The sequence below is a fragment of the Microbacterium sp. AC035 genome (assembly GCF_979258485.1).
Genome location: NZ_OZ409858.1, coordinates 1,914,207 through 1,940,980 on the forward strand (window position 1 = coordinate 1,914,207; position 26,774 = coordinate 1,940,980).

At 68.6% G+C, this 26,774-nt stretch carries 29 protein-coding genes and 1 tRNA gene; 17 read left to right on the forward strand and 13 right to left on the reverse strand.

The genetic code is table 11. The features are described from left to right. Window positions 1–9 precede the first annotated feature (9 nt). From ACZ0AA_RS09330 to ACZ0AA_RS09375, 10 genes are all read left to right on the forward strand, one after another. On the forward strand, window positions 10–627 hold the full coding sequence (locus ACZ0AA_RS09330) for a TetR/AcrR family transcriptional regulator (protein WP_463512737.1): 618 nt from the start codon (window positions 10–12) through the stop codon (window positions 625–627). Window positions 628–649: 22 nt separating this feature from the next. Then, the gene (locus tag ACZ0AA_RS09335; protein ID WP_463512738.1) at window positions 650–1,492 is read left to right on the forward strand and encodes a helix-turn-helix transcriptional regulator; all 843 of its coding nucleotides are present in this window, start codon (window positions 650–652) and stop codon (window positions 1,490–1,492) included. A 165-nt stretch (window positions 1,493–1,657) separates the two neighbouring features. Further along, window positions 1,658–2,719: an ABC transporter substrate-binding protein gene (locus tag ACZ0AA_RS09340; protein WP_463512739.1), complete on the forward strand. Its 1,062-nt coding sequence runs from the start codon at window positions 1,658–1,660 to the stop codon at window positions 2,717–2,719. 8 nt (window positions 2,720–2,727) lie between these two features. Next, window positions 2,728–3,801, forward strand: a complete 1,074-nt coding sequence (locus ACZ0AA_RS09345; protein ID WP_463512740.1) for a FecCD family ABC transporter permease — start codon at window positions 2,728–2,730, stop codon at window positions 3,799–3,801. After that, window positions 3,798–4,895: a FecCD family ABC transporter permease gene (locus ACZ0AA_RS09350; protein WP_463512741.1), complete on the forward strand. Its 1,098-nt coding sequence runs from the start codon at window positions 3,798–3,800 to the stop codon at window positions 4,893–4,895. Before ACZ0AA_RS09345 ends, ACZ0AA_RS09350 begins: the two co-directional genes overlap by 4 nt. 11 nt (window positions 4,896–4,906) lie before the next feature. After that, window positions 4,907–5,695 carry an ABC transporter ATP-binding protein gene (locus tag ACZ0AA_RS09355; protein WP_463512742.1) on the forward strand — a complete coding sequence of 263 codons (789 nt, stop codon included), beginning with the start codon at window positions 4,907–4,909 and terminating at the stop codon, window positions 5,693–5,695. Continuing rightward, window positions 5,692–7,341, forward strand: coding sequence for an ABC transporter transmembrane domain-containing protein (locus ACZ0AA_RS09360; protein ID WP_463512743.1), 1,650 nt, complete (start codon window positions 5,692–5,694; stop codon window positions 7,339–7,341). The genes ACZ0AA_RS09355 and ACZ0AA_RS09360 overlap by 4 nt, the downstream gene beginning before the upstream one ends. Next, complete coding sequence (locus ACZ0AA_RS09365) at window positions 7,334–9,109, forward strand: ABC transporter ATP-binding protein (RefSeq protein WP_463512744.1); 1,776 nt, start codon at window positions 7,334–7,336, stop codon at window positions 9,107–9,109. Before ACZ0AA_RS09360 ends, ACZ0AA_RS09365 begins: the two co-directional genes overlap by 8 nt. A 57-nt stretch (window positions 9,110–9,166) precedes the next feature. Continuing rightward, complete coding sequence (locus tag ACZ0AA_RS09370; protein ID WP_463512745.1) at window positions 9,167–9,475, forward strand: helix-turn-helix domain-containing protein; 309 nt, start codon at window positions 9,167–9,169, stop codon at window positions 9,473–9,475. 264 nt (window positions 9,476–9,739) lie between these two features. Then, window positions 9,740–9,943, forward strand: a complete 204-nt coding sequence (locus ACZ0AA_RS09375; protein WP_463512746.1) for a WhiB family transcriptional regulator — start codon at window positions 9,740–9,742, stop codon at window positions 9,941–9,943. Between the two features lie 26 nt (window positions 9,944–9,969). Here ACZ0AA_RS09375 and ACZ0AA_RS09380 read toward each other — a convergent pair whose 3' ends face one another. Further along, window positions 9,970–10,836 carry an Abi family protein gene (locus ACZ0AA_RS09380; RefSeq protein ID WP_463512747.1) on the reverse strand — a complete coding sequence of 289 codons (867 nt, stop codon included), beginning with the start codon at window positions 10,834–10,836 and terminating at the stop codon, window positions 9,970–9,972. 237 nt (window positions 10,837–11,073) lie between these two features. Between ACZ0AA_RS09380 and ACZ0AA_RS09385 the strand changes: the two genes are divergently transcribed. Further along, complete coding sequence (locus tag ACZ0AA_RS09385; protein WP_463512748.1) at window positions 11,074–11,241, forward strand: hypothetical protein; 168 nt, start codon at window positions 11,074–11,076, stop codon at window positions 11,239–11,241. Between the two features lie 311 nt (window positions 11,242–11,552). Here ACZ0AA_RS09385 and ACZ0AA_RS09390 read toward each other — a convergent pair whose 3' ends face one another. Both ACZ0AA_RS09390 and ACZ0AA_RS09395 read right to left on the reverse strand, forming a co-directional pair. Then, window positions 11,553–11,693: a hypothetical protein gene (locus tag ACZ0AA_RS09390; RefSeq protein WP_463512749.1), complete on the reverse strand. Its 141-nt coding sequence runs from the start codon at window positions 11,691–11,693 to the stop codon at window positions 11,553–11,555. Between the two features lie 222 nt (window positions 11,694–11,915). Beyond that, window positions 11,916–11,991 (reverse strand) — tRNA-Met (locus tag ACZ0AA_RS09395). A gap of 136 nt (window positions 11,992–12,127) precedes the next feature. Between ACZ0AA_RS09395 and ACZ0AA_RS09400 the strand changes: the two genes are divergently transcribed. Continuing rightward, window positions 12,128–13,054, forward strand: coding sequence for a hypothetical protein (locus tag ACZ0AA_RS09400; protein ID WP_463512750.1), 927 nt, complete (start codon window positions 12,128–12,130; stop codon window positions 13,052–13,054). Here the strand turns inward: ACZ0AA_RS09400 and ACZ0AA_RS09405 are convergent. Next, window positions 13,051–14,037, reverse strand: coding sequence for a helix-turn-helix transcriptional regulator (locus tag ACZ0AA_RS09405; protein ID WP_463512751.1), 987 nt, complete (start codon window positions 14,035–14,037; stop codon window positions 13,051–13,053). The two genes, ACZ0AA_RS09400 and ACZ0AA_RS09405, sit on opposite strands and share 4 nt — an antisense overlap. A 61-nt stretch (window positions 14,038–14,098) precedes the next feature. Here ACZ0AA_RS09405 and ACZ0AA_RS09410 point away from each other — a divergent pair, with 61 nt between their 5' ends. Together ACZ0AA_RS09410 and ACZ0AA_RS09415 are read left to right on the forward strand one after the other, a co-directional pair. Next, a complete protein-coding gene (locus ACZ0AA_RS09410; protein ID WP_463512752.1) occupies window positions 14,099–15,136 on the forward strand; it encodes an ABC transporter ATP-binding protein in 1,038 nt (345 codons plus the stop codon). Next, a complete protein-coding gene (locus ACZ0AA_RS09415) occupies window positions 15,133–15,915 on the forward strand; it encodes an ABC transporter permease (protein WP_400866269.1) in 783 nt (260 codons plus the stop codon). The genes ACZ0AA_RS09410 and ACZ0AA_RS09415 overlap by 4 nt, the downstream gene beginning before the upstream one ends. Before the next feature lie 26 nt (window positions 15,916–15,941). On the opposite strand, the gene ACZ0AA_RS09420 is transcribed toward ACZ0AA_RS09415, so the two are convergent. The 5 genes from ACZ0AA_RS09420 to ACZ0AA_RS09440 form a co-directional block, all read right to left on the reverse strand. Continuing rightward, window positions 15,942–17,333 (reverse strand): DUF6716 putative glycosyltransferase, encoded by a 1,392-nt coding sequence (locus ACZ0AA_RS09420; protein WP_463512753.1) that lies wholly within the window; start codon window positions 17,331–17,333, stop codon window positions 15,942–15,944. Next, window positions 17,330–18,202, reverse strand: a complete 873-nt coding sequence (locus ACZ0AA_RS09425) for an N-acetylneuraminate synthase family protein (RefSeq protein WP_400866275.1) — start codon at window positions 18,200–18,202, stop codon at window positions 17,330–17,332. The genes ACZ0AA_RS09420 and ACZ0AA_RS09425 overlap by 4 nt, the downstream gene beginning before the upstream one ends. Before the next feature lie 85 nt (window positions 18,203–18,287). Then, the gene (locus ACZ0AA_RS09430) at window positions 18,288–19,496 is read right to left on the reverse strand and encodes a cytidylyltransferase domain-containing protein (RefSeq protein WP_463512754.1); all 1,209 of its coding nucleotides are present in this window, start codon (window positions 19,494–19,496) and stop codon (window positions 18,288–18,290) included. A gap of 37 nt (window positions 19,497–19,533) precedes the next feature. Next, window positions 19,534–20,892, reverse strand: a complete 1,359-nt coding sequence (locus ACZ0AA_RS09435) for a polysialyltransferase family glycosyltransferase (protein ID WP_463512755.1) — start codon at window positions 20,890–20,892, stop codon at window positions 19,534–19,536. Then, window positions 20,889–21,869, reverse strand: coding sequence for a glycosyltransferase (locus tag ACZ0AA_RS09440; RefSeq protein WP_463512756.1), 981 nt, complete (start codon window positions 21,867–21,869; stop codon window positions 20,889–20,891). The genes ACZ0AA_RS09435 and ACZ0AA_RS09440 overlap by 4 nt, the downstream gene beginning before the upstream one ends. A gap of 153 nt (window positions 21,870–22,022) precedes the next feature. On the opposite strand from ACZ0AA_RS09440, the gene ACZ0AA_RS09445 reads away from it, so the two are divergent. Beyond that, on the forward strand, window positions 22,023–22,916 hold the full coding sequence (locus tag ACZ0AA_RS09445; RefSeq protein ID WP_463512757.1) for a hypothetical protein: 894 nt from the start codon (window positions 22,023–22,025) through the stop codon (window positions 22,914–22,916). Between the two features lie 37 nt (window positions 22,917–22,953). Next, window positions 22,954–23,259 (forward strand): DUF4229 domain-containing protein, encoded by a 306-nt coding sequence (locus tag ACZ0AA_RS09450; protein WP_400866286.1) that lies wholly within the window; start codon window positions 22,954–22,956, stop codon window positions 23,257–23,259. Window positions 23,260–23,295: 36 nt separating this feature from the next. Here ACZ0AA_RS09450 and ACZ0AA_RS09455 read toward each other — a convergent pair whose 3' ends face one another. Genes ACZ0AA_RS09455 through ACZ0AA_RS09470 form a run of 4 tightly spaced genes read right to left on the reverse strand, consistent with a single transcriptional unit; the run spans window position 23,296 to window position 25,677 of the window. Next, window positions 23,296–24,273: a 1,4-dihydroxy-2-naphthoate polyprenyltransferase gene (locus tag ACZ0AA_RS09455; protein WP_463512758.1), complete on the reverse strand. Its 978-nt coding sequence runs from the start codon at window positions 24,271–24,273 to the stop codon at window positions 23,296–23,298. Window positions 24,274–24,321: 48 nt separating this feature from the next. After that, complete coding sequence (locus tag ACZ0AA_RS09460) at window positions 24,322–24,969, reverse strand: dihydrofolate reductase family protein (protein ID WP_400867007.1); 648 nt, start codon at window positions 24,967–24,969, stop codon at window positions 24,322–24,324. Between the two features lie 32 nt (window positions 24,970–25,001). Then, window positions 25,002–25,292: a DUF4287 domain-containing protein gene (locus ACZ0AA_RS09465; protein ID WP_463512759.1), complete on the reverse strand. Its 291-nt coding sequence runs from the start codon at window positions 25,290–25,292 to the stop codon at window positions 25,002–25,004. Window positions 25,293–25,314: 22 nt separating this feature from the next. After that, complete coding sequence (locus ACZ0AA_RS09470) at window positions 25,315–25,677, reverse strand: cupin domain-containing protein (RefSeq protein WP_463512760.1); 363 nt, start codon at window positions 25,675–25,677, stop codon at window positions 25,315–25,317. A gap of 45 nt (window positions 25,678–25,722) precedes the next feature. Between ACZ0AA_RS09470 and ACZ0AA_RS09475 the strand changes: the two genes are divergently transcribed. Further along, window positions 25,723–26,766, forward strand: coding sequence for an ArsR/SmtB family transcription factor (locus tag ACZ0AA_RS09475; RefSeq protein ID WP_463512761.1), 1,044 nt, complete (start codon window positions 25,723–25,725; stop codon window positions 26,764–26,766). Window positions 26,767–26,774: the final 8 nt, after the last annotated feature.

Sequence of the window (26,774 nt, forward strand, 5' to 3'; positions counted from 1 at the left end):
CGTGGAGGCATGACGAATTCTGAGCCGCTCGGCCGCCGTGAACGCAAGAAGGCGGCGACACGCAAGAACATCTCCGACGTGGCGACGATGATGTTTCTCGAGCGCGGCTTCGACAACGTCAGCATCCGCGAGGTCGCTGATGCGGCCGATGTCTCTCCCACCACCGTGTTCGCGCACTTCCCCCAGAAGGAGGCGCTCGTGTTCGACGAGGATGACGAGCAGCGCGATCGCCTCGTCTCCGCCGTACGCGACCGCGCTGAGGGCGTCACGATCAATCGGGCGATCCACGACTTCTACACCACGGAGGTCGGCGCCAACATCGACGAGCACGGCAACGACGTCACGCGGATCTTCCTGACGTTCCTCAACGAGACGCCGGCGCTGAGCGAGTACGCCGCGAAGATGTGGCTGCGGCACGAGGACGCTCTGGCGGATGCGATCGCCGAAGAGCTCGAGCTCCCCGAGCCGACGGCGGAAATCCGCGTGTACTCGCGTTTCGTCCTGCAGATGCAGCTGCTCGTCAACGAGAACGAGGACCAGCTCGGGATCCTCGACGCGGGGTTCAGCGTGCTCGAGAACGGATGGGCCCCGGTCGAGGCGCGGATCGCCGAGAGCAGCGGTCGATAACCCCCGCGGCTCGGAGCACCACGTGAACTCCTACCGACCCGACGACTGGGATGCGAGCACGGAGCATCCATCGACGATCCGCGCGCCGTACGTGATGGGAACCGGCGTCGTCACCGGCGAAGACACCGGAACCCGCCCGCTCTCGCCTCCGCACAGCCATCCGGACGCGATGCTCGCGTGGTGTTACCGAGGCACCGTCTGGGTGCAACTGCGGGATGCCCTGTGGCGCCTCGCGCCGGGGCAGGGAATCTGGATCCCGGCACACACTCCCCACACCGCGCGGCACGAGCGCGACTCGACCGGCTGCTACACCTACGTCTCGGACACCTCGCTGATCGCTCCGATCGACGAGGTCACGCAGGTGCTGGTGCCGCGAGCCGTGCAGGAGATGCTGCTGCACCTCGGCATCAACGACATGCCCACCGACCTGCGCGTGCGCATCCAATCGGTGCTCATCGAGATGCTCCAGCAGCCGTCCACCGGCGCAGCCGACGGCTGGGGCGAGGTGCCGATGCCGGCCGACGAGCGCGTGCGACCGCTCGTGCAGGCGGTGCTCGCAGACCCGGGCGACCCGCGGAGCGCGCGCGACCTGGTCCTCGCTCACGGACTTCACGAGCGCACCGTGCTGAGGATCTTCCAGAACGATGTCGGCATGACGTTCGGCCGGTGGCGCACGGGCGTGCGGATGACGCTGGCCGCCCGCCTCATCGTCGACAACACCCCCATCGGAGCAGTCGCGCACCGGTGCGGGTACTCCACGACGAGCGCGTTCTCTGCAGCATTCAAAGAGAGGTTCGGACTGACTCCGCGGCAGCACGTGGCACGCGTGCAGGCAGACCCCGCCCACCAGCTGTATTGGCGATGACGCTCCCGGGATGACCACCGGCTGTCGTTTCTACGACACAAGTCGTCTGCCTGTCGACACTCGCGGCTCGATCTGCGTTCTAGCATCGAAGTGTTAGGGCATGCTTACCTAACTTCTCGCCGCGCGGACGCGGCATACCCCTCCCCCTTTCTCTGAAGGAGAATCATGACGCACGCTTCTGCGCGCCCGAAGACCCGCCGAGGTGCCGCCCTCGTCGCAGCCGCCATCGCCGCCACGCTCGCCCTCGCGGGGTGCTCGGCCTCAGCCGACACCGACGAGACCGCCGCCGTATCGGCCGACGGCGTGGTCATCGAGCACGCCCACGGCGAGACCGTCATCCCCGAGAAGCCACAGCGCATCGTCACCCTCGGCTGGATGACCCCCGACATCGTCGCCGCCCTCGGCACCAACCCGATCGGCATGGAAGAGGTCTGGGGAGCGGACGAGAGCGGCTACCAGCCCTGGTTCGAGGACTTCGTCACCGAGGAGTACGGCGAGACGCCCGAGATCATCCCCTTCACGGAGGACGGCCCCAACTACGAGGCGATCAAGGCCCTCAAGCCCGACCTGATCCTGAGCCTCTACTCGGGCGTGACCGACGTCGAGTACGAGCGCCTGACAGAGATCGCCCCCACCGTGCCCTACATCGAGCGCGCCTGGGACCCGAGCACGTGGGAGGACATGACCCGCACGATCGGCAAGGCCATGTCGGAGGACGAGAAGGCTGAGGAGCTGATCTCCGAGACCGAGGACATGATCACCACGCTCGCCGACGAGCACCCCGAGTTCGACGACAAGACATTCGTGTGGGGCCTGACCCTGAACGAGGGCGGAACCGACCTCGGCGTCTACCTCGAGTACGACCCGCGCGTGCGCATCACCGAGGCTCTCGGCTTCACCTCGACCTCGGCCATGGACAGCTTCCTCGCCAGCGCCGAGGGCGACAACTGGTACACCGGCGTCAGCCTCGAGAAGCTCTACGACGTGCAGGCCGACCTGTTCGCCGCGTGGGGCGGCAGCGTCGACGAGGGCGAGTACACCGTCGAGAACAAGGTCGTCTCCCGCTGGGAGCCGATCGAGGCGGGCTCCTACGTGATCTACGCCGACGACGCCGAAGCATCCGCGATCAGCGCACCGACCGTGCTCTCGCTGAAGTACATCCTGCCGAAGTACGTCGACGACCTCGCAGCCGCGCTTCAGGGCGAGCCGACGATCGCAGGCGAGTGATCCGAGAGATGTCCCTGGCGACGGAAGACGGCACGGACGTCTCGAACACAGACGCGGGGAGTCGGGCAGACGACTCCCCGCGTCGCAACGGGGCGCTGGTGGCGGGTCTGGTCGCGGCGACGCTCGTGCTGGCCGCCGCCACCATCGCCTCGCTCGCGATCGGCAACCGTGCGATCGACCCGGTGACGGTTCTGCACGCCCTCTTCGCCTACGACGACGACAACCCGCTGCACCTGATGGTCATGGAGCTGCGCGTGCCCCGCACCCTGCTCGGCATCGTCGTCGGCGCCGCTCTCGCCGTCTGCGGCGGTCTGATCCAGGCCTTCACCCGCAACCCCCTGGCCGACCCCGGCATCCTCGGAGTGAACGCGGGCGCGTCGTTCGCCGTCACCTTCGCCGTCGGCATCCTCGGTCTCACCGCCCCCGGCGCCTACGTTCCCTTCGCTCTGCTCGGCGCGTTCGTGCTGACGATGCTCGTCTACGCACTGGGTTCGTTCGGACGCGCGGGCGCCACACCGATGAAGCTCACTCTCGCGGGGGTCGCGCTCGGCGCCGCGTTCACCGGGTTCACGACGGCCATCGTGCTGCGCGACCTCGGCACCCTGCAGGTCATGCGCTTCTGGGGAGTCGGATCCATCGGCGGGCGCACCCTCGACCAGCTCACCTGGGCCGCACCACTCATCGCGATCGGCCTCATCATCGGACTGCTGTGCGCTCGCTCGCTGAACGCCCTGGCCCTGGGCGACGACCTGGCGCAGTCCCTCGGCGCACGCGTGCGCGTCACGCGTGTGCTCGTCATCATCGCGGTCACCGTCCTCGCCGGCACGAGCGTCGCCGCCGCCGGCCCCATCGCCTTCGTCGGCCTCATGATCCCGCACGTCGTGCGCTGGTTCACCGGGCCCGATCAGCGCTGGGTCCTCACGTACTCGATGATCATCGGCCCCGCCTTCCTGCTGGCCGCCGACATCCTCGGCCGCATCGTGCTGCCCAGCGGCGAACTGCGTGTCGGCATCGTCACAGCGCTCCTCGGGGCACCGATCCTGATCATCCTCGTTCGTCGCAAGCGGGTGAGCGGACTGTGACCATCGACCAGCGCCAGCGGCCCTCTCACGACCAGCAGGCGCCCGACTTCATTCCCGTCGACCATGGTCGACGCCTGTTCCGCATCGAGACCGCCCGCATCGCCGCACTCCTCCCGGTGCGCTCGGTCGTGGTCAGCGCGGTGCTCGTCATCGTCATCATCGCCGCCGGTCTCGCCTCGATGACGATCGGCGCCTACGAGGTCGACTTCCCCTCGGTCCTCCGCGCGATCTTCGACCCGGCATCCGATCCCGACATCCGCCAGGTGGTCTTCGAATGGCGGCTGCCGCGGGTGCTGTTCGCTGTGCTGTGCGGGGCGGCGCTCGCTCTCGCCGGCGGCATCTTCCAGTCCCTCACCCGCAACCCGCTCGGCTCCCCCGACATCATCGGCTTCGGCGTCGGCGCCCAGTTCGGCGTGACCCTGATGATGGTCGTGCTCGAGCTGAACACCTACATGTTCAAAGCGGTCGGCGCTCTCATCGGCGGCCTGTTCACCGCCCTGCTCGTGTACGTGCTCGCACACAAGAACACGCTGTCGTCGTTCCGACTGATCATCGTGGGCATCGGCGTCTCGGCAGGACTCGGTTCGCTCACCTCGTGGATCCTGATCTCGGTCAGCGTCGAGAAGGCGATGATGGCGGCGACCTGGGGTGCGGGCTCACTCGCCTCCCTCGGGTTCGACCAGCTGATTCCCGCCGCGATTGTCTTCGCAGTCGTGACCCTCGCCTCGCTGCCCCTGAACCGCACCCTGCCGGTGCTCGAGATGGGGGATGACGCGGCGACCGCGCTCGGCGTCAGCCCCGGACGCACGAGGATCACCGCGATGGTGTTCGGGGTGGCGCTGGTCGCCCTCGTCACCGCCGCCGCCGGTCCGATCTCGTTCATCGCCCTCGCCGCCCCGCAGATCTCGCAGCGGCTCACCCGATCGAACACGCCGATGGGCACCGTGCCCGTGATGCTCACGGGTGCAGCGCTCGTCGTCGTGTCGGACACTGTCGCTCAGCTCGTCGCCGTGCCTGTGGGAGTCGTGACCGTCTCTGTCGGCGGAATCTATCTCGCCTGGCTGCTCGCCGCCCAGTACGCGCGCCGCGCCTGAAAGGAACACCGATGACCACCTCGCTATTGGCCCGCGACATCACGTTGAGCTACGGAGACACCCCGATCGTCTCGGGGCTGTCGTTGGAGGTTCCGGATGACTCGTTCACGATCATCATCGGGCCCAATGCGTGCGGCAAGTCGACTCTGCTGCGCGGCTTCGCCCGTCTGCTGCGCCCGAGCACCGGCACCGTGCTGCTCGACGGCGCCGAGCTGCGCTCCCTGAAACCGAAGGATGCCGCGAAGAAGCTCGGGCTGCTCCCGCAGTCCTCGATCGCGCCCGACGGCATCACGGTCGCCGACCTCGTGGGCCGCGGCCGCTTTCCGCATCAGAGCGCGATGCGCACCTGGAGCAGCGCCGACGAGCGAGCAGTGTCCGAGGCGATGGCCGCCACCGGTGTCACCGACCTGTCTCGGCGCCTCGTCGACGAGCTCTCCGGTGGTCAGCGCCAGCGGGTCTGGGTCGCGATGGCTCTCGCCCAGCAGACCCAGCACCTGCTGCTCGACGAGCCGACGACGTTCCTCGACATCGCCCACCAGATCGACCTCATGGAGCTGTTCGCCGACCTGCACCGCAGCGGCACGACCCTGGTCGCGGTGCTGCACGACCTCAATCATGCCGCGCGCTATGCGACCCATCTCGTGGCGATGCGAGACGGGGAGATCGTGGCGCAGGGCGACCCGCGCGAGATCATCACGGCCGAGCTCGTCGAGGCCGTGTACGACCTGCCCTGCAGGGTGATCACCGACCCGGTCTCGGGAACGCCGCTGGTGCTGCCGCTCGGCAGGCGGACGCGATGACGACCACGCCCCGCCGGCTCTTCGCGATCGCGCTCGCCTCGCAGGGTCGGGGGTTCACCCTGACCGCGGCGACGACGCTGCTCATCGTGCATTCGCTCACCGAGGCGGCGATCCCGGTGATCATCGGCGCCACGATCGACCGCGCGGTGCTGCCGTCGGACCCGGCGGCACTCGCGTTGTGGCTCGGTGTGCTCGTGGGCATCTTCCTCGTGCTGAGCGCGAGCTACCAGGGTGCCTCCCGACTGATGGTCGGCGTGTACGGCTACGGCGAGCAGGCACTGCGGCACCTCGCCCTGTCGCGGATGCTGCGCCCTCGCCTCTCTCGTCGGGCGATGACCCCCGGCGAAGCGCTGACCTTCGTGACCTCCGACACCTATCGCGTCGCGGGCGTCGCATGGTCGATCGCCCAGCAGTGCGCCACGATCGCGGCGATCGCGGGTGCAGCGTTCGCCATGCTCGTGATCTCGCCGATCGCGACGCTCGTCGTGTTCGCCTCGACCGTCGCCATGATGGTCACGATGCGGATCGTCTCGCGACCGCTCGAACGCCGAGGCGCCGCGGAGCAGCACGCCGCGACGGAGGCGGGCGCCGTCGCCGCCGACTTCATGTCGGGATTCCGGGTGCTCGTCGGCATCGGCGCGCGCGAAGAGGCGGTGCGGCGCTACGTCGCGGCGAGCGATGCGAGCCGCATCGCGGCGACGACCGCCGGGCGATCGCTCGCCGGGTACGAGGCGGTGAGCTCGGTGCTCGCCGCGCTCGCGACGACGGCGCTCGCCGGCCTGTCGGCGTGGTTCGCCGCCGAGGGTCAGATCAGCATCGGCGATCTCGTGACCGTGCTCGGCCTCGCACAGTTCCTCAGCGGATCACTCGCGTACGCCGGGTCGTTCCCCTCGAACTGGATCCACAAGCTCGCCTCAGCCAAGCGGCTTGCAGAGATGATCGACACCGACGACCTGCTCGACGCCCCCGGCACGACCGCGCCGCTCGACCGCACCCACCGAGCTCCCGAGGGCGTCGTTCTCACGTTCCGTCCCGGCCCCGAGGGCACGGCGCACATCGAAGTGCGCCGCGGTGAACTGCTCGGCATCCGTCCGTCAGACAGCGACGAGGCCCGCGCGCTCTCACGTCTCCTGGGCATGCGGACGCCGCCCGATCGTGGCCGGATCAAGATCGCCGAAGAGGGCGCTCTGCAGGACCTGAGCGATCTGGATGCTGCTGACTACCGCCGACGCGTCGTCGCCCTGCCCCACCGCCACACGATCGTGAGCGGCACCATGCGCGAGGCCGTGCGCGGTCACGGCGCCGCCGGTGGTCCGCGAGCAGAGCTGATCACGGCCGCCGCACTGCACGACACCGTCACCGAGGTCGGCGGCTGGGACGCCCAGGTCGGCGAGGCCGGCAGACGCCTCTCGGGCGGTCAGCGGCAGCGCATCGGACTCGCACGCGCGCTGCACACCGACGCCGAGGTGCTCGTGCTCGACGAACCCACTTCGGCCGTCGACGCCATCACCGAGGCGCAGATCGCCCACGCTCTCCGCAGGCTCGACCGTACGACGATCGTGATCAGCACCTCTCCGGCGCTGCTCTCCGCCTGCGATCGGGTCGTGGACCTCTCGGCCGACAGATCGGATGCCCGCGATGACTGACACCACGAGTCCCCTCCTGCCGATCGCGACCGGCGCTCGCGTGCGGATCGTCATCGGGATGCTGCTGCGGCGCCACCGCGGACGGGCGGTGGGCACGGCTGCGCTGTTCCTCATCGCATCCGCTCTGGGGATCGCACTCCCCGCATGCCTCGGTCGCATCGTCGACGCCGTATCGACCGATGCGGGTCTCGCCGTGATCGCAGGCTGGATCGGCGGCGCCGGCGTCGGCGCCATCGGTGCGGCGCTGGTGATGCTGTGGGCCGCACGGGTGCTCTCGGGGCTGGTTCAGGACATGCTGGCCGAGCTCCGCGAAGACGTGTTCGCCTCGGCGATGCGCCTGCCCGTGAGCACGGTCGACGACGGCGAGACGTCCGATCTGCTCTCCCGGGTGACCGGCGACGTCGACGCGGTGGCCGAGGCCGGGGGCAACGTCGTGCCGATGCTGCTCTCGGCGGGCTTCGCGATCGGGGTGTCGCTGGTGGCGCTGACGGCGCTCGACCCCTGGCTCGCACTCGCAGGGGTCGCGAGCGTGCCGTTCTACCTGCTGGGCACGCGCGCGTTCCTGCGGCGCTCGCGTGTGGTGTTCCGCGAGGTCCGAGTGCGTGAGGCCGCCCGAAGCCAGGCCGTGCTCGAGGCCGTCGAGGGCATCGAGACGCTCACCGCGCTCAACGAACAGCCTCATGCTCTCGCCCGTGTCGAGGCGCGGGCGGAGGACTCGATCAGGATGCAGATCGAGGGCGTCCGGGTGCGCAACAGACTCTTCCGCTGGATCAACGGGGGCGAGCTCGTGGGCCTGGGTGCGATCCTCGCTGCCGGGTTCCTGCTGCACGCGAACGGTGCGATCACGGTCGGGATGGTGACGACGGCCGCGCTCGTCTTCCACCGGCTCTTCGATCCCGTCGGTCAGCTGATCTTCGGTCTCGACGACATCCAGCGTGCGGCGATCGGACTCGCGCGGCTCGTGGGCGTGATCGACCTCGCTCCGACGAAGGCCGCGCTCGAGAAGGACACCGCGGCGGCGGGCGTCACTCGCCCTGTCGGCGGCCATGCGCCGATCGGAATCGAGCTGCAGGACGTCGGCTACCGGTATCCGACGACCGGACGAGGCATCGACGACATCACGCTGAAGGTCGAACCGGGCACGACGACGGCACTCGTCGGAGCGTCGGGTTCGGGCAAGAGCACACTCGCCCGGGTCATCGCCGGACACCACCCGCCGGCATCCGGCAGCGTGCGCTTCGGCCCCGCGGCCGTGACTCCCTACTACGTGTCGCAGGAGCTGCATCAGTTCCGCGGAACGATCGCCGACAACCTGCGTCTCGTCGCGCCCGACGCGAGCGACGACGAGATCGCCGCTGCGCTCGTCTCGGTCGGAGCGGAGTGGGCGGTGACTGCGACGGCATATACAGAGCGATCCACCGCTCTCGATGAGGGTCGGATCCAGCAGCTCGCCATCGCCCGTGCGTTGCTTGCCGCCCCCGCCGTCGTGATCCTCGACGAGGCGACAGCGGATGTCGGACTGCACCACCGCGATGCGGTCGAAGCGGCGATCCGAGTGCTGCGTCAGGGCCGCACGACCGTGTTGATCGCGCATCGCCTTGAACCCGTCTCGACCGCCGAACAGATCGTCGTCTTCGAAGACGGGCGTGCGGCACAGCGCGGTACACACGATGAACTGCTCGCGACGGAGGGTCTCTACCGGAGCTTCTGGGTCGCCCAGGCCGAGAGCGTGACGGAGCAACCGAGACCGGTCGGCGATATACGATAAACACTGAGTTATCCAAAAGCCTTTTAGATAAAGCAAGCTTGCTCTAATATCGCAACCATGTCTCTGACGCCCACCCCCGTCAAGCGATCGATGCGCGTGATCGGGCAGAACCTTGCGAATCAACGCAAGCTGCTCGGCCTCACAGCGAAGATGGTTGCCGAACGCGCCGGGACGACTCCGCCGACGATCAGCAAGCTCGAGAACGGCGAGGGCACGACACTGGAGATAACGCTGCGCGTCATGCGCGTGCTTGGCCTGATGGATGCTGTCGTCACGGCGACGGATCCATTCGCCACGGAGCGCGGACGCCTGCTGGCCGACGAGAAGCTCCCCCAACGAGTCCGAGTGCGCGGCGATCGTCGCTGAACTTCCCCGCCTCGCGGCGGCTCATGGCGCGGACGGCTTCTCGGTGGGAGTCATGGCTTCGCGCATCGACTCCACGGACACAGCCCTAAGCGACGATGATCGTTCCACGTCGTCGAACCGCACGGGCTGCTCGCGTGGTGGCGGGAGAAACTGCGAGCCTCACCTGTTCGCTTCTACGAACTACGCAGGAAAGCGATCGAACGGGGCGAAGATGCTCCCGAGCTACCCGAACGGTTCCGATACCCCCGAAGCCGTGACTCTTCGTTGAAGAATTCGGAGAACACGGACACTTTTGTCGATGCCGAGACGGTCGCGATCATGGGCGACATCTGCGCACACTGCCCGATGCTTGCGAGGTGCCAAGCGTTCGCGATAGCGGCACGCCCGACAGCTGGGTTCTGGGCGGGAAAGACCCCGGCCGAGTTCCAGCAGGGTGCGATCTCAGATCCGATTTCGTCAATCGCCTGACCACTCCGGCCGAATTCCAGACGGGACTACCTCACGCCTGCTGGGTTGAGAACGCCTCGCGCGTAGTCGTCGCCTCGGCGCAGGATCCGGTCCACGGCCCCCAAATGAGTTTGCGCGTGCGGACTCTTGGTCAGCTTGGAGAGCGCCATGATCGCGGGATAGATCCCCTGTGGGTGATATCTGAGGTCTCGCGGACGCTCCCGCTTGTTGAGTGGGAGCGGGCACTGCGCAGTGAGCATTCGATTCCACACTTGCCCGTGATGAGCGCACACGTTTCGCAGCGCGGACAGCGACTGCAGGGTGCGAGGGAACGTGCTTCTCGTGAAACTGAAGAAGTCCGCGAGCTCGCTCCGCATCGTCTGAGAGTCCAAGGACTCCACAAGCCACGCGATCTTCCCGAAGCTCAGCACCTCTACGGCGACCCAGATCGGAACACCCGAGACATCATCGCCGTGTCGGTAGTGCGCAATCGTCGGGTGCTGGGATTGTTGCAGATCGTCCTTCACCCGACGAATTCGGTTGAGCGCATCCGGTGAATCCGCGATGTGCTTCGCAGGCTCGAGGTAGAACGCCTCACATCCGAACTCGCCCCCAGCGAGGTGAGCGAACCTAGTACGAACTGCCTGTTCCACCGACGAGAGCGGAATCATCAGACGCAGACGCAGTTCGTCATCTCGCTCGACGAGGCTGACAATCCGGTTGAAGCTTGCACCTGCGTGATAGTCGTTCTTCCCGGCCGCAGGAAGATCCTGGAAGTGTCTCGAGTAGCCGGTGAAGCGGTAGTAGTTCAGCGTCTCCAGAGTGTTGACCGCGAGCGCGCGATCCTCGATCAGAAGCCCTCGCTCGTCTGCGAGCAAAGCAACAAGATCGACCGTTGACCTGTGATCCTTCATAGAGGAACTCTGGCACAAAGAGAAGGCCCCTCCGATTTCAGGAAACTCAATCGAGTTCTAGCCTTGGAGGGGCGCTGTCGCAGGTTACGTTACCCGGATCCAGGCGCCCAGCAAAGCCGGTTTGGGATACTCATGAATTCCCATACTTAGTCAGAGCTTCTGTTGTAGGAACACCACACATCAGCCCCCGCAGTCCCTTCTAACGAGCGTGTCGGAGGCTACCCGGATGATGTGCTCATGCATCAGCTCATCGAGATCGACGCCAGCGAGGACCGCCACGGACGCCACCGTGCCGCCTGGAGGTGCACCCGTGGTCGGACAGGCGCCGGGGCCAGCCCCCATGCCGCGCAGAACGGCTGGAAGCGGCACGCACGCTCCGCGAACCTCAGGGAGTACTACGGCTGACGAGAGGTGACACCGATACCTCTGCGATACCGCTGACATCCGCGCCAGGATACCCCTTTCACAACCCCGCAGGTGTTACCTGACGGTGCTACACCCCTGGTAGAAATGCGCTCCCAACGCGGGGAGAGAAGAAGCCCGCTACGCGGGAGGTAGACCGGGTTCGATCCTTCTGAGATCGAAGCGTCCCTACCCTTGGGGCATGGTCGAGGCCGCGTGCACCTCTCACAATGCACGGGGCCTCGGTGCGGACGCTCACCACAGTCCTCCGCGTTCCTGCTAGGGGACTGAAGGAATCATCTGCAGGAGAACTGTCAAACGATGGTGGGGCTGTCGGCCTGCAGTTCCTCTGCGAACGCTTCGATCGTTACAGGGAAGATGGTCGCGCTGACGCCGTTGCTGAACGCCACTGTGATCGATGTGACTTCAGTCTCGATCTGCGGTGACACGACCACGGGGACATCCCAGAGGAACCGGCCTCGGCGATCGCCGAGCAGCGGTGTGGTGAGCGGGCGGGCGTTCGTGTTTCGACGACGATCCGACCGCCGTCTCAGATGCCCTCGATCAGGCTCGTGCGGCATCGAATGCTGCCGCCGTGTTGTCACGGGACACTGTCGAGCGTCTGCGTCGCGGTCGCCGCCCAGGGCGCTGACTGGGCAGTCAGCACCCAGACAGAGTGGACGCGACGGCGGGAGTCGAACCCGCAACGCCTTCAGGTATGAGCTGAGGCCCGGGACCGCCCGGATCGCCGCGATGGGAATGACGCTACCCGGCCGTGACCGGGAAGGCGAGGATCGTTGCGGGGATTGACAGAGTGAGTCCGCGCATGACATGAACCGTCACGCCGCGTCACACGCCGGCGTCCGACGAGCGGTGTAGCGTCGCGAACATGGCAGCCGTTGACAGCCCCGCGACGACCCCGCAGAAGACCCATCGCCACCTCCGCCTCTCGCTGGTGCTGATCGTGTTCGCGCTGCTCGTCGGGGTCGCACTGCAGAGCGTCGTCGTGATGTGGGAGCCACTGATGTTCGGGTGGAATCCGCTGCACTCGATCAGCCACGCGATCTACACTCCGGCCCGCGACGTCTTCGTCGGCGCGCTGCTCGCGGTATCCGTCGTCCTGCTCGCGCTCTCCGGGCGCAGTCGCGCGACGACTCTGCTCGACGTGTGCGCCGTCTTCGCGCCGCTCATCGCGATCGTTCCGACCGGGCTGGCCGACACTCGTGCGGTCGGTCACATTCCCTGCCCGGTCGCCACGGACTGCATCCCCGCGGGATACGTCGGCAGCGCCAAGGCCGGGATCGCGGTCTACGCCGTGGTGGTGGTGGCCGTGGTGATCACGACGGCGGTGATCCGCCGCCGCACGCGCACCCCCAACCGGGCAGCCGTGCTGGTGTCGGCGATCGCGCTCGTCACGGCCGCAGTGGTCACGGCCCTCGCGTTCGCGCCGACGCTCAACGAGCACTTCCCCTTCAACTTCTGGCCCGTGAACAGCATCCACTTCGTCGTCACCCTGATCTTCTTCGGTGTGTTCGCGGCAGTTCCGATCCTCTATTCGCGCGGCCCGCTCGACCCCGGAGAGACCCCGCCCTCTCCTCGCCAGCGGTCGATCTATCGATGGATCACGGGGCTGCTGATCGCCGACCTCGTGCTGCTGGTCGCCGCAGTCGTCTTCCGCCAGGTCTTCGGCGAGACACCGGTCGTTCTCATCGGCGAGGCTGTCGCCCTGATCCTGTTCGCGGCGTTCTGGTGGGTGCAGACGTTCCAGCGGTGGAACGACCCGGACCCGCCGTCGATCGCCGCCCCCCGCTCCTAGGCGCTCGGCTCGGGCGCAGGCGCATCGAGGGCCCGCAGCAGCCGCTCCACCGACTCCCTGAGTTCCGCCCGATGCGGCTCGGGGAAGCTCGTCGTGTAGTCGACCCCCTCGGGGATCCACAGAAGCGCGTACATCGCCTCACGCCAGTCCGAGCCGCCGAACGGCCAACGCGTGCGGTCGTCGCCCTCGGGCGTCGCCCCCTCCGACCACGGTCCGAACAGGTCCTGCATCTCGGGGAACGGCAGCTGCATCACGGCATCCGCCTCGATCTTCTGCGGCGACCACGACGCGGCGATGAGCACACGCTCGTCGACCTCTTCAGTGGTGATCTCGCGTCGGGTGAACAGCACTCTGGTGTGCTCGACCGAGACGATCCGGTCGACGCGAAACGTGCGCCAGTCATCACGATCGAGGTCCCAGCACAGCAGGAACCACTTGCGGCCGGAGGGAGCGAGCGCGTGCGGCTCGACCCGACGGACGCTCTCGGCGCCGGCCCCGTCTACGTAACGCATCCGCAGACGTTCATGGTCGCGGGTCGCGAGAGCGATCTCCCCCAGCACGACAGGCGAGACGACCGGCGCATCACCGATGCGCGGCGGCTGCACGGCGGCGGCGAGCGCGTTGACCCGCTGACGCAGCGCTGACGGCAGCACCTGCTCGAGCTTCGCGAGCGCCGTCAGGGTCACCTCCGCTCCGCCGACGAGCTGCTGCGTCGCCGCGACGCGAAGCCCGATCGCCATGGTCACCGCCTCGTCATCCGTGAGCAGCAGCGGGGGCACGGCGCTTCCGGCCTCGAGACGGTATCCGCCCGCAGCGCCGGGCGTCGACTCCACCCGGTACCCCAGCTCCCGCAGCCGATCGACATCGCGGCGCACCGTGCGCTCGGTGACTCCGAGCCTGCTCGCGAGTTCCGTGCCGGGCCAGTGCCGGTGCGTCTGCAGCAGGTTGAGCAGAGAGAGGGCTCGGGTGGTGGTGTCGGACATGTCTCCAGAATCTCAGAGATTGCGGACAGGATGTGTCCTGGTTGGTTCGTACTCTCTGAGCATGTCGAACGAATCCATCATCGAAACCGAAGGCCTCACCAAGGTCTTCACCGTCAAGAAGACGTCGGTCGAAGCGGTCACCGACCTCTCCTTCACTGCGGTGCGCGGCGAGCTCGTCGCGTTCCTCGGTCCGAACGGCGCGGGCAAGTCCACGAGCCTGCGGATGCTGACGACCCTCATCCCGCCGACCTCGGGGACCGCCCGCGTCGTCGGCCACGACATCCGCACGGATGCTGCAGGAGTGCGCGCCCGCATCGGCTACGTCGGGCAGCTCACAAGCGGCAGCTTCTCGCAGCGGGTGCGCGATGAGCTGCTCAGCCAGGGCGCGTTCTACGGGATGAGCCGACGCGACAGCATCCGTCGCGCCGATGAGCTGATCGAGTCGCTCGATCTCTCCTCGTTCGCGACCCGCACGGTTCAGCAGCTCAGCGGAGGGCAGAAGCGCCGGCTCGACATCGCGCTCGGCCTCATGCACGCGCCGCCGCTGATCTTCTTGGACGAGCCGTCGACCGGCCTCGACCCGCAGAGCAGAGCCAACCTGTGGGAGCACATCCTCGACCTGCGCACCCAGCACGGCACGACCGTCTTCCTGACCACGCACTATCTCGAAGAGGCCGACCGGTATGCCGAGCGGGTGATGGTCATGGACAAGGGCCGCATCATCGCCGACGACGACGCGACAGCGCTCAAGGCGACGCTTGCCGGAGACGTGCTCACCTTCGGGTTCGCGAACGACGCCGATGCCGCTGATGCCCGCGCCGTCGTCGCTCGTCTCAGCGCAGCGGCGGTGTCGCTCGACGGCGACTCGCTGTCGCTGGCCGTGCCGGACGGCGACCGGCTGCTGCCGGTGATCGTTCGCGAACTGGATGCCGCCGGCATCCTCGTGCGCCGAGCGACCGGCGTCCCGCCCACCCTCGACGACGTCTTCCTCGCCCTGACCGGGCGCACGCTGCGCGAAGCAGGCGAAGGCAGCGCCGATGCACCCGAATCCGACGCCGCGACAGGGGCCGAGAACGACAAGACAGGAGTCCTCTCATGACCACCACGACCGACACCCTCGTGCGCGCGAACCTCGTGCGCGACACCAGGAACGTGCTGACCCGCGAGCTCAAGCCGGTGCTGCGCGACCCGTTCACTCTGATCTTCAGCCTGCTGCAGCCGCTCGTGTTCCTCGGCCTGTTCGCGCCGCTCCTGATAGGCGGTTCCGGTCGACCGGCCGGAGAGACCCTCGCCTGGTTCGTGCCCGGCGTGCTCGTGATGATCGTGCTGTTCGGCACCGGGGCGACGGGTTCGAACCTGCAATACGAGATGATGACCGGCTCGCACGAGCGCACTCTGGTCGCCCCGCTCGCCCGATCATCGCTGCTCGTGGGTCGCGCACTCAAGGAGATCGCGCCCATCGTGGTGCAGGCACTGATCATCGTGCTGATCGCGTGGCCGTTCGGATTCGCGATCAACGTGCCGGGCCTGCTCATCGGGCTCGCGCTTCTCGCGGTCTTCGGCGTCGGACTCGGATCGCTGTCGTACTCGCTGGCGCTGGCCACGAAGGACCGCGAGTGGCTGTTCTGGGGAGTCCAGCAATCGCTGATCTTCCCGCTGCTGATCCTCTCTGGCATGCTGCTGCCGCTCGACGACGGCCCCGCCTGGATGCGGGCGGTCGCATCGGTCAACCCGGTCAACTGGGTGGTGCAGGCCGAACGGGCGCTGTTCGGCGGCGACCTCGGCGACCCGACAGTGCTCTGGGGCTGGGTCTCGGCTCTCGCCGTCGCCGCCGTCGGACTCGTGGTGGGAGTGCGGGCGATCCGTCGCAGCAGCTGACGCGGCAGCGACTCGATCCGGCGTGATCAGCGCCGGATCGAGTCGTGGAACGGGTTCGGCTCCAGCGTGAAGTCGGTGCTCGCGTCGGCCCAGGTCGCTCCGTCGCCGGATGAGCGTCCGCGGCGCACCGCAGCGAGCAGGGTCGTCGCGGGCACTCCGAGGGCGAGCGCAGCGGTGCCGCCGAGCGTGCGGTCCTTCGAGCCGAGCACGCTCGCGCGGTGCCATGCCTCGTGCAGCTTCCCTCCACGGGCGGCGGGGACGAGCTTCGCCGGCAGAGCACCGGCCCGGCGCAGAGCGACGAGCTGCTCGACATGGTTCCACCAGGTCGACTCGGCCGCCGGGTGGAAGTAGTTGTCGCGCAGCCAGGCAGGGTGCGGATGCCGGAATCGACCGGCCACGACCTCGTTGCGCCCGCCGAGAAGGCCGCTGCCGACGAAGACGGTGTTGAGCAGGCTCTTGCTGACTCCGAACGAATCGAGCGCGATGACGGGCACACCGAGCGCGACTGCTTCCACGGCCGCGGTCGAGCTGACGGTGACGAGCCCGGCGGCCGTCGACAGCGCGGCAGCCATCGAAGAGTACGAGACGACGAGGTTGTCCGGTCTCCGGGCCGGCAGCAGCTCGAGATAGGGGTCGCGCTCGAGGTGGGTCTCGGACTCCCCCGGACGCGAGCGCAGCTTGATGACGACTCGGCGGCTCGGGTCGGCCTCCGCGGCGCGCACGAGGGTCGCAGCGATCTCCGCCCGTTCTTCCCGTCCGACCGGCACCAGGGCCTGCGCCGCGAACACGACGTCGGTGGCCGGCATCCGCACGGCGCTCGGAGCAGGCGGTCGGTCAGCGATGAGGGTGCCTGCAGGGTGCCCCGCGTCGGCGGCGAGCACGCGGGCGCGGTCGGCGGCGAGCATCCGCGATCGAGAGCGGGCGAACGGCAGCGTGGCCAGCGCCGTCGGCACCTGCACGCCGATCCGCCGGCCCAGCTCGGCGAACGCACGTTCCTCCCGATGCGAGTGCACGACGAGCAGGTCGGCGTGACGGCGGTAGTCCAGGGCGCCGCGCTGCGCAGGGATCGCCATCCCCGGCAGGCCGGCGACGACCACCGGGCGGTGCGAGAGCGAGTCGATCAGGCGCCCCATCAGTCGAACGAACGGCCCACGTCCGGCGAGCAGGACCACATCGGGTCGCTGCCCCTCGAGCCACGCGGCGGCCTGCCCGAAACCGATGCGGGTGACGTCGTCGGACAGCATCCCGGTGCCCGCCAGCGCCGTGCGCTGCTGATCGACGCTCGCGGTCAGCGGCGTCTGCACCAGCAGCAGATGCGAACGGATGCCGGGCACACTGCCGAGCAGCGATGCCGACCATTTCACGAACGAGTCCGCGTCGGCGATCGCGACGACCCGCAGTGCGCCCGATGCGGTCATGCCGAGACGCGACGCAGCTTCGCCATGGGCGCACGCTCGCTGTCGAAGACGCGCTTGACGCCATCGCCCAGGGCCGTCTCGATCACCCGGATGTCGCGCACGAGGTGCTCGAGGCCGGTGGGTTCGAGGGACGCCGCGTGGTCGGACCCCCACATCGTGCGATCGAGCGTGATGTGGCGCTCGACCGCGACGGCGCCGATCGCGACGGCGGCGAGAGAGATCTGCAGACCGCGCTCGTGACCCGAGTAGCCGACGGGGATGCCGGGGTAACGGTCGCGGAGCGTGGCGATCGCCCGGAGGTTGGCCTCTTCGGGCTCGAGCGGGTAGGTCGACGTGGCGTGCATGAGCACGACGCGGTCGGTGCCGAGTGTGGCGAGGGCCCGGTCGATCTGCTCGATCGTCGACATGCCCGTCGAGAGGATGATCGGCTTGCCCGTCTCGCGCAGGGCGACGAGCAGCTCGGTGTCGGTCAGGCTCGCCGAGGCGACCTTGTGCGCCACGACGTTGAGGTCTTCGAGGAAGCCGACGCTGGGCACGTCCCACGGCGACGCGAACCAGTCGAGTCCGAGCATCGTGGCGTGGTCGCCGATGGCGATGTACTCGTCGCGGCCGAATTCCACACGGCGGCGGTAGTCGAGGTAGCTCATGGTGCCCCACGGCGTCTCCCGCGGAACATCGCGCATGTGCTCGGGGGTGGAGATCTCGGGGGTGCGCTTCTGGAACTTCACGGCGTCGGCCCCCGCCTTCGCCGCCACGTCGATCAGGCGCTTGGCGATGTCGACGTCGCCGTTGTGGTTGAGGCCGATCTCCGCGATGACATAGGCGGGGTGGCCGCCGCCGATCACGCGTGAGCCGATGCTGACAGTCATGGTTCCTCCGGTCGTCGAAATGGCCTTCTCTCCTGAGTACGCGCCGATGGTGAACGCCACACGTCAGGAGGGTTACCGGCACCAGTCAGGCGGGCAACACCCGTTCGATCAGCTCTCGGACGGCACCGTGACCGCCGCTGCGGCTGAGCACGACGCGGGCCGCTTCGAGCACGAGCGGATGCGCATCGGCCACCGCGACGGGCCAGCCGACGATTCGCAGGGCAGGCAGATCGTTGACGTCGTTGCCCAGGTAGGCGATGTCGGCGAGCGGGATGCCGACCTCCTCCGCCCAGCCGCGCAGAGCCGACTCCTTGTCTTCGATGCCGTGCAGAACGGGCACGCGGAGCTTGTCGGCCCGAGCCCGCACGACGGCGTTGACCTCGGTCGAGAGGATGAGCATCGGGATGCCGGCACGCCGCAGCAGCGACACCCCCATGCCGTCCTCGCGGCTCACCCGCACCCGTTCCATGCCGTCGGCGTCGACCGTCGCGGTGTCGTCGGTGTGCACGCCGTCGAAGTCGGTGACGATCGCTCGCACCGGCACCCGCTCGGGGCTCTCATGAAGGGCTGCGAGCGCGCGGGCGATGCGGAGCTGCTGCTCGTCGTCGATCTCGATCGCGGTCCATTCCGGCACCTCGGCGATGCGGATGCGGCCGAAGAAGCGGTGCTCCGCCTCGCGGAAGCCGTCTGCTCGGAACACGTAGAACGCGCCCGTCTCGAGGAAGTGCGGCTCGCGATCCTGACGCCGGGGGCGATGCGCGGCATCGTGGTTGAGTGCGACGGCAGCGCCGGCATCCGTCTGTCCTGCTCGGCCCAGCTGTCCTGCGCCGCCGCGTGACCACAGGAATCCGTAGGTCTCGTGGGCGGCGAACATGCTGTCAGCGGTGCCCTCGCGCACCTCGCGGACAGCACCGGACAGGGCGTCCCGCGGGATGAACGGCGATGTCGCCTGCAGGAACGCCACCACGTCGGCGGGCTCTCCTTCGGCATCGAGCACGTCCAACGCGTGCAGGATCGCAGACTCCGACGAGGCCGTGTCGCCGGAGATCTCTGCCGGTCGCCGCACGACTCTCGCACCGGCCGCCTCGCTCAGCGCAGCGATCTCGTCGTCATCGGTCGAGACGACCACGAGGTCGATGCCATCGGTCTCGCGCGCGGTGCGCACCGCGCGTTCGACGAGAGGCACACCGCCGACACGGCGCAGGTTCTTGCGCGGCACGCCCTTCGATCCACCCCGGGCCGGGATGATCGCGACGACCCTGCCGACATCCGTCGAGTGCTGTTCTGCGGTCATGTCGCTCGTCCCATCGCCGTCATCGTCGTCATCGTCGTCATCGTCCCCTGAGCACGCGCCACGCTCGTGCGAGTCTGCGTCGCGCCGCGAGCACCGTGAGCCTGGCCTGCTCCACCCGGCCGATCCCGCCCACCGGGCGCAGCGCGCGACGCACGACCGTCTCGCGCGGTGCCCCTGGGAGCCGCAGCTCCGCCAGCCTCTCGGGTGCGAAGTACCGGTCTCGATCAGCGGGACGGATGCCGGTCAGCAGCTGCTCGGCTCGACCGCGCAGGTGCCCGGCGACCACGGGCTGCATGGCATACCCGACCGCGTCGATCAGCAGCTGCAGGCGCTCGGGCTCGCGATACGGGGAGTCTGCGCGCGTGAGCGCATCGACGATCGTCGCCGGCACTCGATTGCTGTTCTCATACGGAGTCAGCCGCGCGAGCACGGTGTCGGCGCCGACGGCGTCGATCTCACGGCCGTAGAGCGCCTGCACGGTCGGCAGGGCGGTGGAGAACCCCGCGATGACGGCTGTCGCATCGAGTCGTTCGGCGAGCACCTCCGCGGCGAGCGCGCCGCGGTACTCGCGGAAGTCGATGCCGTGCATCTGTGCCCTGTCGCGCAGCGCGTCGCTCAGCCGAGGCGGTGCGGCGGGGTGCGGCTTGAAGACGATGTGCTGCGGTCGCCGGGTCGCCGCGCGGTCGATCATCTCCTTCTGCAGGGCGATCTCCTCGCCCTCGCTGACCAGTCCGAGCGCCGACAGGTACTGCCCGAGCACGAGCACCGTCGACTCGCCGTCGAGAGCGCTCTCGAGGTCTGCGGTGTCATCCACCGCAGCCGCGGTCTCGGCGAGCACGGCGTGGAACAGGTCGGGTGAGACCGGCACGGGCGTCGCGGTGGGCGAACCCACCAACGGCGTCAGTCCCGGCACCACGTCGGCGTGCACGACGCGGCCGATCCGAGCGGTCACCGTGTGCGGCATCCGCACCCGCATCGGCGAATACGTCATCAGCCCGTCGCCGATGATCGTGAGCCGCGCGTGAGGGAAGAGCTGCATCAGGGTGCGCGCCGGGGCGACCTGGGGGCTCTGCACGAGCAGTTCGAGGTCGCCCGGATCGATCCCCCACGCTCGGATCAGCAGCCGGCGCAGCAGCGGCAGATCGGCGGCGTGGGGTTTCCATGAGCTCGGATGCAGGGGGCCGAGCAGCGCGTCGAGATCTTCGATGCGGTCGAACCTGTCGCGGAGGCTCGCCAGTGCGGGGTCTGCGGCGATGCTCACCGATGTCTCGGGCAGTCGCGATGACACGAACGGGACGAGGATGCGCTCGCCGTGTTCGCCGAGCAGCCCGCCGTCGAGCGCACCGGCCGCGGTGGCCAGCCCGTAGGCGCTGTGCACCGCGAAGAGCTGCGTCATGCCGCGACCCCGACAGTGCGCAGCAGCGGAGCCAGCACACGGCGGCGGGGTCCGTCGAGACGCGACAGCACGGCCGAGGCCTCCCCCTCAGGCAGACGGGCGAGCAATCCGCGCAGGCCTGTGCGCATCTCCCGGCGCAGCGACGGGGTCATCCTCCTCGACCGCACGAGATGCCGGGAGGTGAGCGCCATCACACTCCACACCGCCTTCGGCAGGAACCTGTCGGACTCGGCATCCGCGCCCACGATGTCGAGGACCTCGTCCATCGCACGCACGAAGTCGAGCTGTCGCCGGTCGCGCACCTGCGTGAGCGATGTCGACACCCCCCGGCGGTAGAGCAGCGCAGGGGCGTCGACCACCGCGAACGATCGGGCCTGCAGGTGCAGGCGCCAGATCCACGGACGATCCTCGGCGGTGAAGAGGCCGGGTGTGAACTGCGCGAGGCCGTCGTCGATCAGGCGGCGGTGCAGGATCCCGGCCCACGCGAACGGGTAGTCGACCATGGTGGGCTCGTTGTCGGGCAGGATCGCGTCCCGGGGTGAGCCGACCGCTTCACGCCAGGGGTACGGCGCAGGCACGAGGGTGCGCACGCCTGCCTTCACGGTCACGTGGTCGGTGCGCAGGAGATCGCAGCGGAGCTCGCTCAGCCGCCGGGCCAGCACCGAGAGCCGTTGCGGCTGCATCCAGTCGTCTCCGTCGAGGAAGCAGAACGCGTCGCCCTCGACATGCTCGAGCCCCTGGTTGCGGGCACTCGCGAGCCCTTTCGGCCGGGGGTTGACGATGACCTCGGCGTGCGGGAACCGCTCGGCGTATCGCCGCATCAGCGTGCCGGTGTCGTCGCGCGACCCGTCGTCGATCGCCACGAGCTTGAGCGAGGCGGGGTCGTCGAACTGCCGTGTCAGCGTCTCGAGCGTCGTGCCGATGTAGGCGCCTGCGTCCTTGGCGGGCAGGATGACGGTGACGAGCGGTGTGCGCACAGAACTCCCCCGGGTCGACGGTCTCGGAATGCTCTCAGGCGCTCGTTGCCGATCGGGGGCCGGCGGGTGAACACGGGGTGACGCGATATCCGCCGCCGCACCGGCGCCCGTGGCCGATTCGCACCTCGCCCTGCGATCGGCGACGATGGGTGCATGCTCTGGCCGTTCGGAACCACCTGGCGCCCGGTGCGCCAGAAGCGCCGCACCACGGTCGACCTGCGGTGGCTGAGCGCCCGCACCTGGACCCGCCGCTGGTATCCGCAGGGCATCGACCTCGGTCTGTGGCACGGTCGCCGGACACTCGCCGTGAGCTGGTTCCGTCAACAGCTCGACGGTCATCACCTGGCGTCTCGGGTCGCGTTCGTCGACCTCGAACGCTCTCGCCATCTCGACGTTCTTCTCGCGTTCGAAGAGCACGGCGAGCTGCAGCCCGCCCCCATCCACGCCGGCGGCCTCGCGTGGTTCGACGATCGGCTGTTCGTCGCGGCGACGGGTCGAGGCATCTGGGAGTTCGACCTCGCCGACATCCGCCGCGTGCGGGGCGCCGAGGCGCGACGCGTCGCCGGTGCACGCGGGCGGGGACTGCGCGCCACCGCTCTCGTCGCGGTGCGCACCCGCGTGCATCCGATCGAGCTGCGCTGCTCGTATCTCGGCCGCGTGTTCGATGACGACGGCACGCCCCTGCGTCGAGTGCTGATCGGCGAGTACACGAAGGACGACAAGGGGCGGATCGCGGAGTTCACGGTGCCAGACTCCGAGGACGACGGCTTCCGCGAAGAGAGCCGCTTCACCCCCGGCATCACGCAGATGCAGGGGGCGGCGCGGTGGGGCGACCGGCACTTCGTCTCGCAGTCCGACGGGATGCGCCCGGGCGCCCTGTGGACCGGCGGCCGCGATGCCCTGGTGCGCGATCGGGTGCCGCTTCCCGTCGGCTGCGAGGATCTCGCCCTCGACCTCGACGCGAAGCTGCTGTGGTCGCTCGGCGAGCACCCCTGGAAGCGCGTCGTGCGCGGCATCCCGTTCCAGGTTCTCGGCCTCGACGACTGACAGCAGACGCCTCAGCTCGCGAACGTAGACTGTCCGGGTGAAGAACCGTGCACCTTTCCTCGTCTACACCGTGCTGCGCCTGCTGGCTTTCCTCGTGCCGCTCGCGATCATGTGGTTCTTCTTCCCGATCTTCCGCGAGTACTGGTGGCTCGCCGCGATCTTCGCCGCCCTCATCGGCATGAGCATCTCGATGCTGTTCCTGCGCCGACCTCTCACCGACGCTTCGGCGCGGATCGTCGAGCGTCGCGGGGGTCGCAGCTCGGCCGAACAGGCCGATGCGGATGCCGAGGACGAGGCGATCGCCGGCGAGACCGGCGCCCCGAAGCCGGCGCCGCGAGACTGACCGGATCCCGGCCCCGCTGTCAGGTCGGGTGCCGGTTCAGCCGGCGAGCGCCCAGAAGAACGCACCGGCGTAGAGCAGCGCGGTCAGCGACGTCAGAGCGAGAGCGGTGACCAGCTCCTTCGCCTGGCGGTAGGTCCAGACGATCAGGATGGCCGGGAGCCCGGCGAGCAGCGCGAGCAGGCCGATCCACGCGATCGGGTACAGCAGCGCGATGAACGCGAGGATGCCGAAGGGCACGATCACGAACAGGGTGAACAGCACCTGTGTCGCGCGCTTGCCGATCAGCACCGTCAGGGTGCGCTTGCCGACCAGGCGATCCTGGTCGATGTCGCGCAGGTTGTTGGCGAGCAGCACCGCACAGGCGAAGAGGCCGGCGGCGATGGCACCGAGCCAGGCCTGCTGCGGCAGCTCGAAGACCTGCACCCACGTGGTTCCGAGCGTCGCGACGAGTCCGAAGAAGATGAAGACGAAGACCTCGCCGAGTGCGTTGTAGCCATAGGGCCGCTTGCCGCCGGTGTAGAACCAGGCGGCGACGATGCAGGCCGCGCCGATCGCCAGCATCCACCACTGCTCGGTGCGGATCACGATCGCGAGCCCGACCGCCGCTGCGAGCGCGAAGAACACCAGCGCGGCGACGAGCACGGTGCGCGGCTTCACACGACCGGATGCCGTCAGGCGGGCCGGTCCGACACGCACGGCGTCGGTGCCGCGGATGCCGTCGCTGTAGTCGTTCGCGAAGTTGACGCCGATCTGCAGCAGCACGGCGACCGCGAGGCATGCCAGCGCGATCACCCAGTGGAACTCCGGGCCGGTGCTGCGTGCGGCGCCGGTGCCGATCACGACCGGGGCGACGGCGAGTGGGAGCGTGCGCAGACGAGCGGCGCCGATCCAGTCGCCGAGCGTCACGGGCCCGGGGTCGATGACGGCCTGACTGGCCGGATTGCCGCTCGCCCGCTTCGCGGGGTTGCCGCTGACACGGGTCTGATTCTTCTTGCGCTTCGAGGATGCTGCCACGCAGGGAATCCTACTGGGGGCGCCGATGGACGCCTGCGGGCCGCCACGTCAGTCGCGGCGGAAGGTCAGGTGCGTGACACCCGACTCGGCGACCTCCGACTCGACGTCGTAGCCGTTCTCGATGCCGCGGAGGCCGTCCCAGATGCGCTCGCCGCTGCCCAGCACGAGCGGAGCGACGGCCAGGTGCACCCGGTCGACCAGCCCCGCGCGGAGGAACTGCCTCACGACGTCGATGCCGCCGCCGATGCGCACGTCGTCGCTGCCGGCCGCGTCGATCGCGCGCGGCAGGATCTCTTCCGGCGCCGCATCGACGAAGTGGAAGACCGTGCCGTTCGCGAACTCGATCGGGTCACGGCGGGTGTGCGTGAGCACGAAGACCGGCACATGGAAGGGAGGCTCGTCGCCCCACCATCCGCGCCACTCCGGGTCATCCGGATTCTGGTGCAGACCGAACATGCCTGCCCCCATGATCTCGGCGCCGATGCCTTCGAAGTAGGCGTGGGCGTACTTCTCATCGACGCCCGTCGTGCCCGCGCCGGAGTCGTCGCCCAGCACGCGGGTGCGGAATGTGCGCGTGGCCGCATACGCCGCGACCAGACGCGGCCAGTCGTCACCGAACGGCTTCTCGGGTGTCTGATCGGTGGTGGTCGCGAATCCGTCGAGGGAGACGTTGAGATCGACGCGGACTGCCATGATGCTCTCTCTTCTGCCGTACCGGGTGATGCGGATCAGGGGTTCGGGTTGGTGTCTTTGCCGTCGAGCCAGAGCGTGTCGGACGCATCGCCATGCGCGCCGCCCTTGCCGACGTGCTTGTCGCTGATCTTCGGCCCTTTGAGGATCACGTGGACCATCGCCTGGGCATGGCCGTGCCCGAGGCTGTAGTCCTGCTTGAGCCAGTTGAGGACGACGGTGGACTTCGTCGTCTCGTCGAACCCCTGCTCCTTGGCGAGTGCGATGAACTGCCGCGGGGTGAGGCCTGTCTGGGTCTCGACCTTGTCGAGGTATGCCTGGAAGGACATGGATGCTCCTGTGTGTGGTGGTTCAGTCGTCGGAGAGGAAAGTCTGGATGATCGTCGCCGACGCATGGATGCCGATGATGCGCAGCATCCCCTCGCCGACGTTCGTGAAGCAGTGTGGCACGAAGGCCGGGCCTGTGGCGGTGTCGCCTGCCGAGGCGACGATCGTGGCATCGCCGACCGTGATCCGCGCCGTGCCCTCGAGCACCACCCAGGTCTCGGGGTAGGGATGCCAGTGCAGACCTGGGCCGTCGCCGGGCTGGTTCTCGACGTAGAAGTACGAGATCCCCGCACCGTGATCTGCACCGACGAACCTGCGACTGCGCCCGGTGCCGATGCGGATCTCCGCGGCGGCGACGGCTTCGAGAGCGGATGACGTGGTGTTCATGAGCCCAGTCTCGACAGACCCGGACCCTCGTCCTAGAGTTTCGATGTGGATCGAAACTCCGTTGGTGCAGGTGCCGGCTCGCCACGCGAGGGCGTCGAGCATCCCGACCACCGCGTGGATTTCCATCTGAGCCCCGGCGACATCCAGGCGGTGCGGTTCGGCATCTCCCCCGGGCATGAGCTCGCCCACGCCGTGCGGGTGCTGTTGCGCCCCGCACAGCATCCGCTGCAGTGGGGATGGCTGCGCGCCGTACGCGATCGGCTGCCTCGCGAGAGCTTCCGCCTGCTCGCCGCGGTGATCGGCGACGACGGCTACATGCCCGACTTCCTCACGGCAGCGCCGGGGTGGGACATGACGCCGGAGGCGGAGCTCGCGGCCCTGCGCATCACACCGCTGGAGCCGATGCGGGTCGATTTCGGCAAGATGGTGCTGCGTTCGACGGGGGCACGCCGACGAGCACTGCACGAGATGCAACAGCATCCGGAGCGCGCGCGGGCGATGATCGCGGACGCGTGGTCGGACGTATGGGATGCCGCACTCACTCCCGTCTGGCCGCAGCTCGAACGCCTGCTGCGATCAGACGTCGCGGTCCGATCACGGGTGATCGCCACCTCGGGGATCAGAGAGATGGCCGGGGGTCTCCATCCGAAGGTGACCTGGGGCGACGGGGCCGTGCGCGTCTCGCTGCGCCGTCACAGCGAGGTCGTCGACTGCCACGGCAGCGGACTGGTGCTCGTGCCGTCGGTGATGTCGTCGTGGGGATGCATGGTGCTCACCGAACCACCGGCCCAGCCGACTCTCTTCTATCCCGCGCGTGGCGTGACGGCCGGCTGGTCCCGCGACGCGAGCGAGATCGCGACGTCGCTCGGCGCGCTCCTCGGCCCGGCTCGCGCGACGATCCTGCTCGAAGCGGGCGTCGCTCGCACGACCTCCGAGGTGGCTCAGGATGCGGGGATCGCCGTGTCGACGGCATCCCATCACCTCACCGTGCTGCGCGACGCCGGTCTGGTCTCGAGCGAACGCGACGGCGCGAGGATGCTGCACCTGCGCACGCCCCTCGGAGAGGCGATGATCGGCGCGGTGCTGTGATCCCCGCG

Bases quoted from the DNA above. Each gene is read 5' to 3' on its own strand.
- ACZ0AA_RS09465 (WP_463512759.1), bottom strand. From the start codon at position 25,292: ATGTCCTTCCAGGCATACCTCGACAAGGTCGAGACCCAGACAGGCCTC.
- ACZ0AA_RS09345 (WP_463512740.1), top strand. From the start codon at position 2,728: ATGTCCCTGGCGACGGAAGACGGCACGGACGTCTCGAACACAGACGCG.
- ACZ0AA_RS09360 (WP_463512743.1), top strand. From the start codon at position 5,692: ATGACGACCACGCCCCGCCGGCTCTTCGCGATCGCGCTCGCCTCGCAG.
- ACZ0AA_RS09380 (WP_463512747.1), bottom strand. From the start codon at position 10,836: ATGAAGGATCACAGGTCAACGGTCGATCTTGTTGCTTTGCTCGCAGAC.
- ACZ0AA_RS09400 (WP_463512750.1), top strand. From the start codon at position 12,128: ATGGCAGCCGTTGACAGCCCCGCGACGACCCCGCAGAAGACCCATCGC.
- ACZ0AA_RS09435 (WP_463512755.1), bottom strand. From the start codon at position 20,892: ATGACGCAGCTCTTCGCGGTGCACAGCGCCTACGGGCTGGCCACCGCG.
- ACZ0AA_RS09365 (WP_463512744.1), top strand. From the start codon at position 7,334: ATGACTGACACCACGAGTCCCCTCCTGCCGATCGCGACCGGCGCTCGC.
- ACZ0AA_RS09470 (WP_463512760.1), bottom strand. From the start codon at position 25,677: ATGAACACCACGTCATCCGCTCTCGAAGCCGTCGCCGCCGCGGAGATC.
- ACZ0AA_RS09385 (WP_463512748.1), top strand. From the start codon at position 11,074: ATGCATCAGCTCATCGAGATCGACGCCAGCGAGGACCGCCACGGACGC.
- ACZ0AA_RS09430 (WP_463512754.1), bottom strand. From the start codon at position 19,496: ATGACCGCAGAACAGCACTCGACGGATGTCGGCAGGGTCGTCGCGATC.
- ACZ0AA_RS09405 (WP_463512751.1), bottom strand. From the start codon at position 14,037: ATGTCCGACACCACCACCCGAGCCCTCTCTCTGCTCAACCTGCTGCAG.
- ACZ0AA_RS09330 (WP_463512737.1), top strand. From the start codon at position 10: ATGACGAATTCTGAGCCGCTCGGCCGCCGTGAACGCAAGAAGGCGGCG.
- ACZ0AA_RS09415 (WP_400866269.1), top strand. From the start codon at position 15,133: ATGACCACCACGACCGACACCCTCGTGCGCGCGAACCTCGTGCGCGAC.
- ACZ0AA_RS09410 (WP_463512752.1), top strand. From the start codon at position 14,099: ATGTCGAACGAATCCATCATCGAAACCGAAGGCCTCACCAAGGTCTTC.
- ACZ0AA_RS09370 (WP_463512745.1), top strand. From the start codon at position 9,167: ATGTCTCTGACGCCCACCCCCGTCAAGCGATCGATGCGCGTGATCGGG.
- ACZ0AA_RS09425 (WP_400866275.1), bottom strand. From the start codon at position 18,202: ATGACTGTCAGCATCGGCTCACGCGTGATCGGCGGCGGCCACCCCGCC.
- ACZ0AA_RS09420 (WP_463512753.1), bottom strand. From the start codon at position 17,333: ATGACCGCATCGGGCGCACTGCGGGTCGTCGCGATCGCCGACGCGGAC.
- ACZ0AA_RS09355 (WP_463512742.1), top strand. From the start codon at position 4,907: ATGACCACCTCGCTATTGGCCCGCGACATCACGTTGAGCTACGGAGAC.
- ACZ0AA_RS09445 (WP_463512757.1), top strand. From the start codon at position 22,023: ATGCTCTGGCCGTTCGGAACCACCTGGCGCCCGGTGCGCCAGAAGCGC.
- ACZ0AA_RS09340 (WP_463512739.1), top strand. From the start codon at position 1,658: ATGACGCACGCTTCTGCGCGCCCGAAGACCCGCCGAGGTGCCGCCCTC.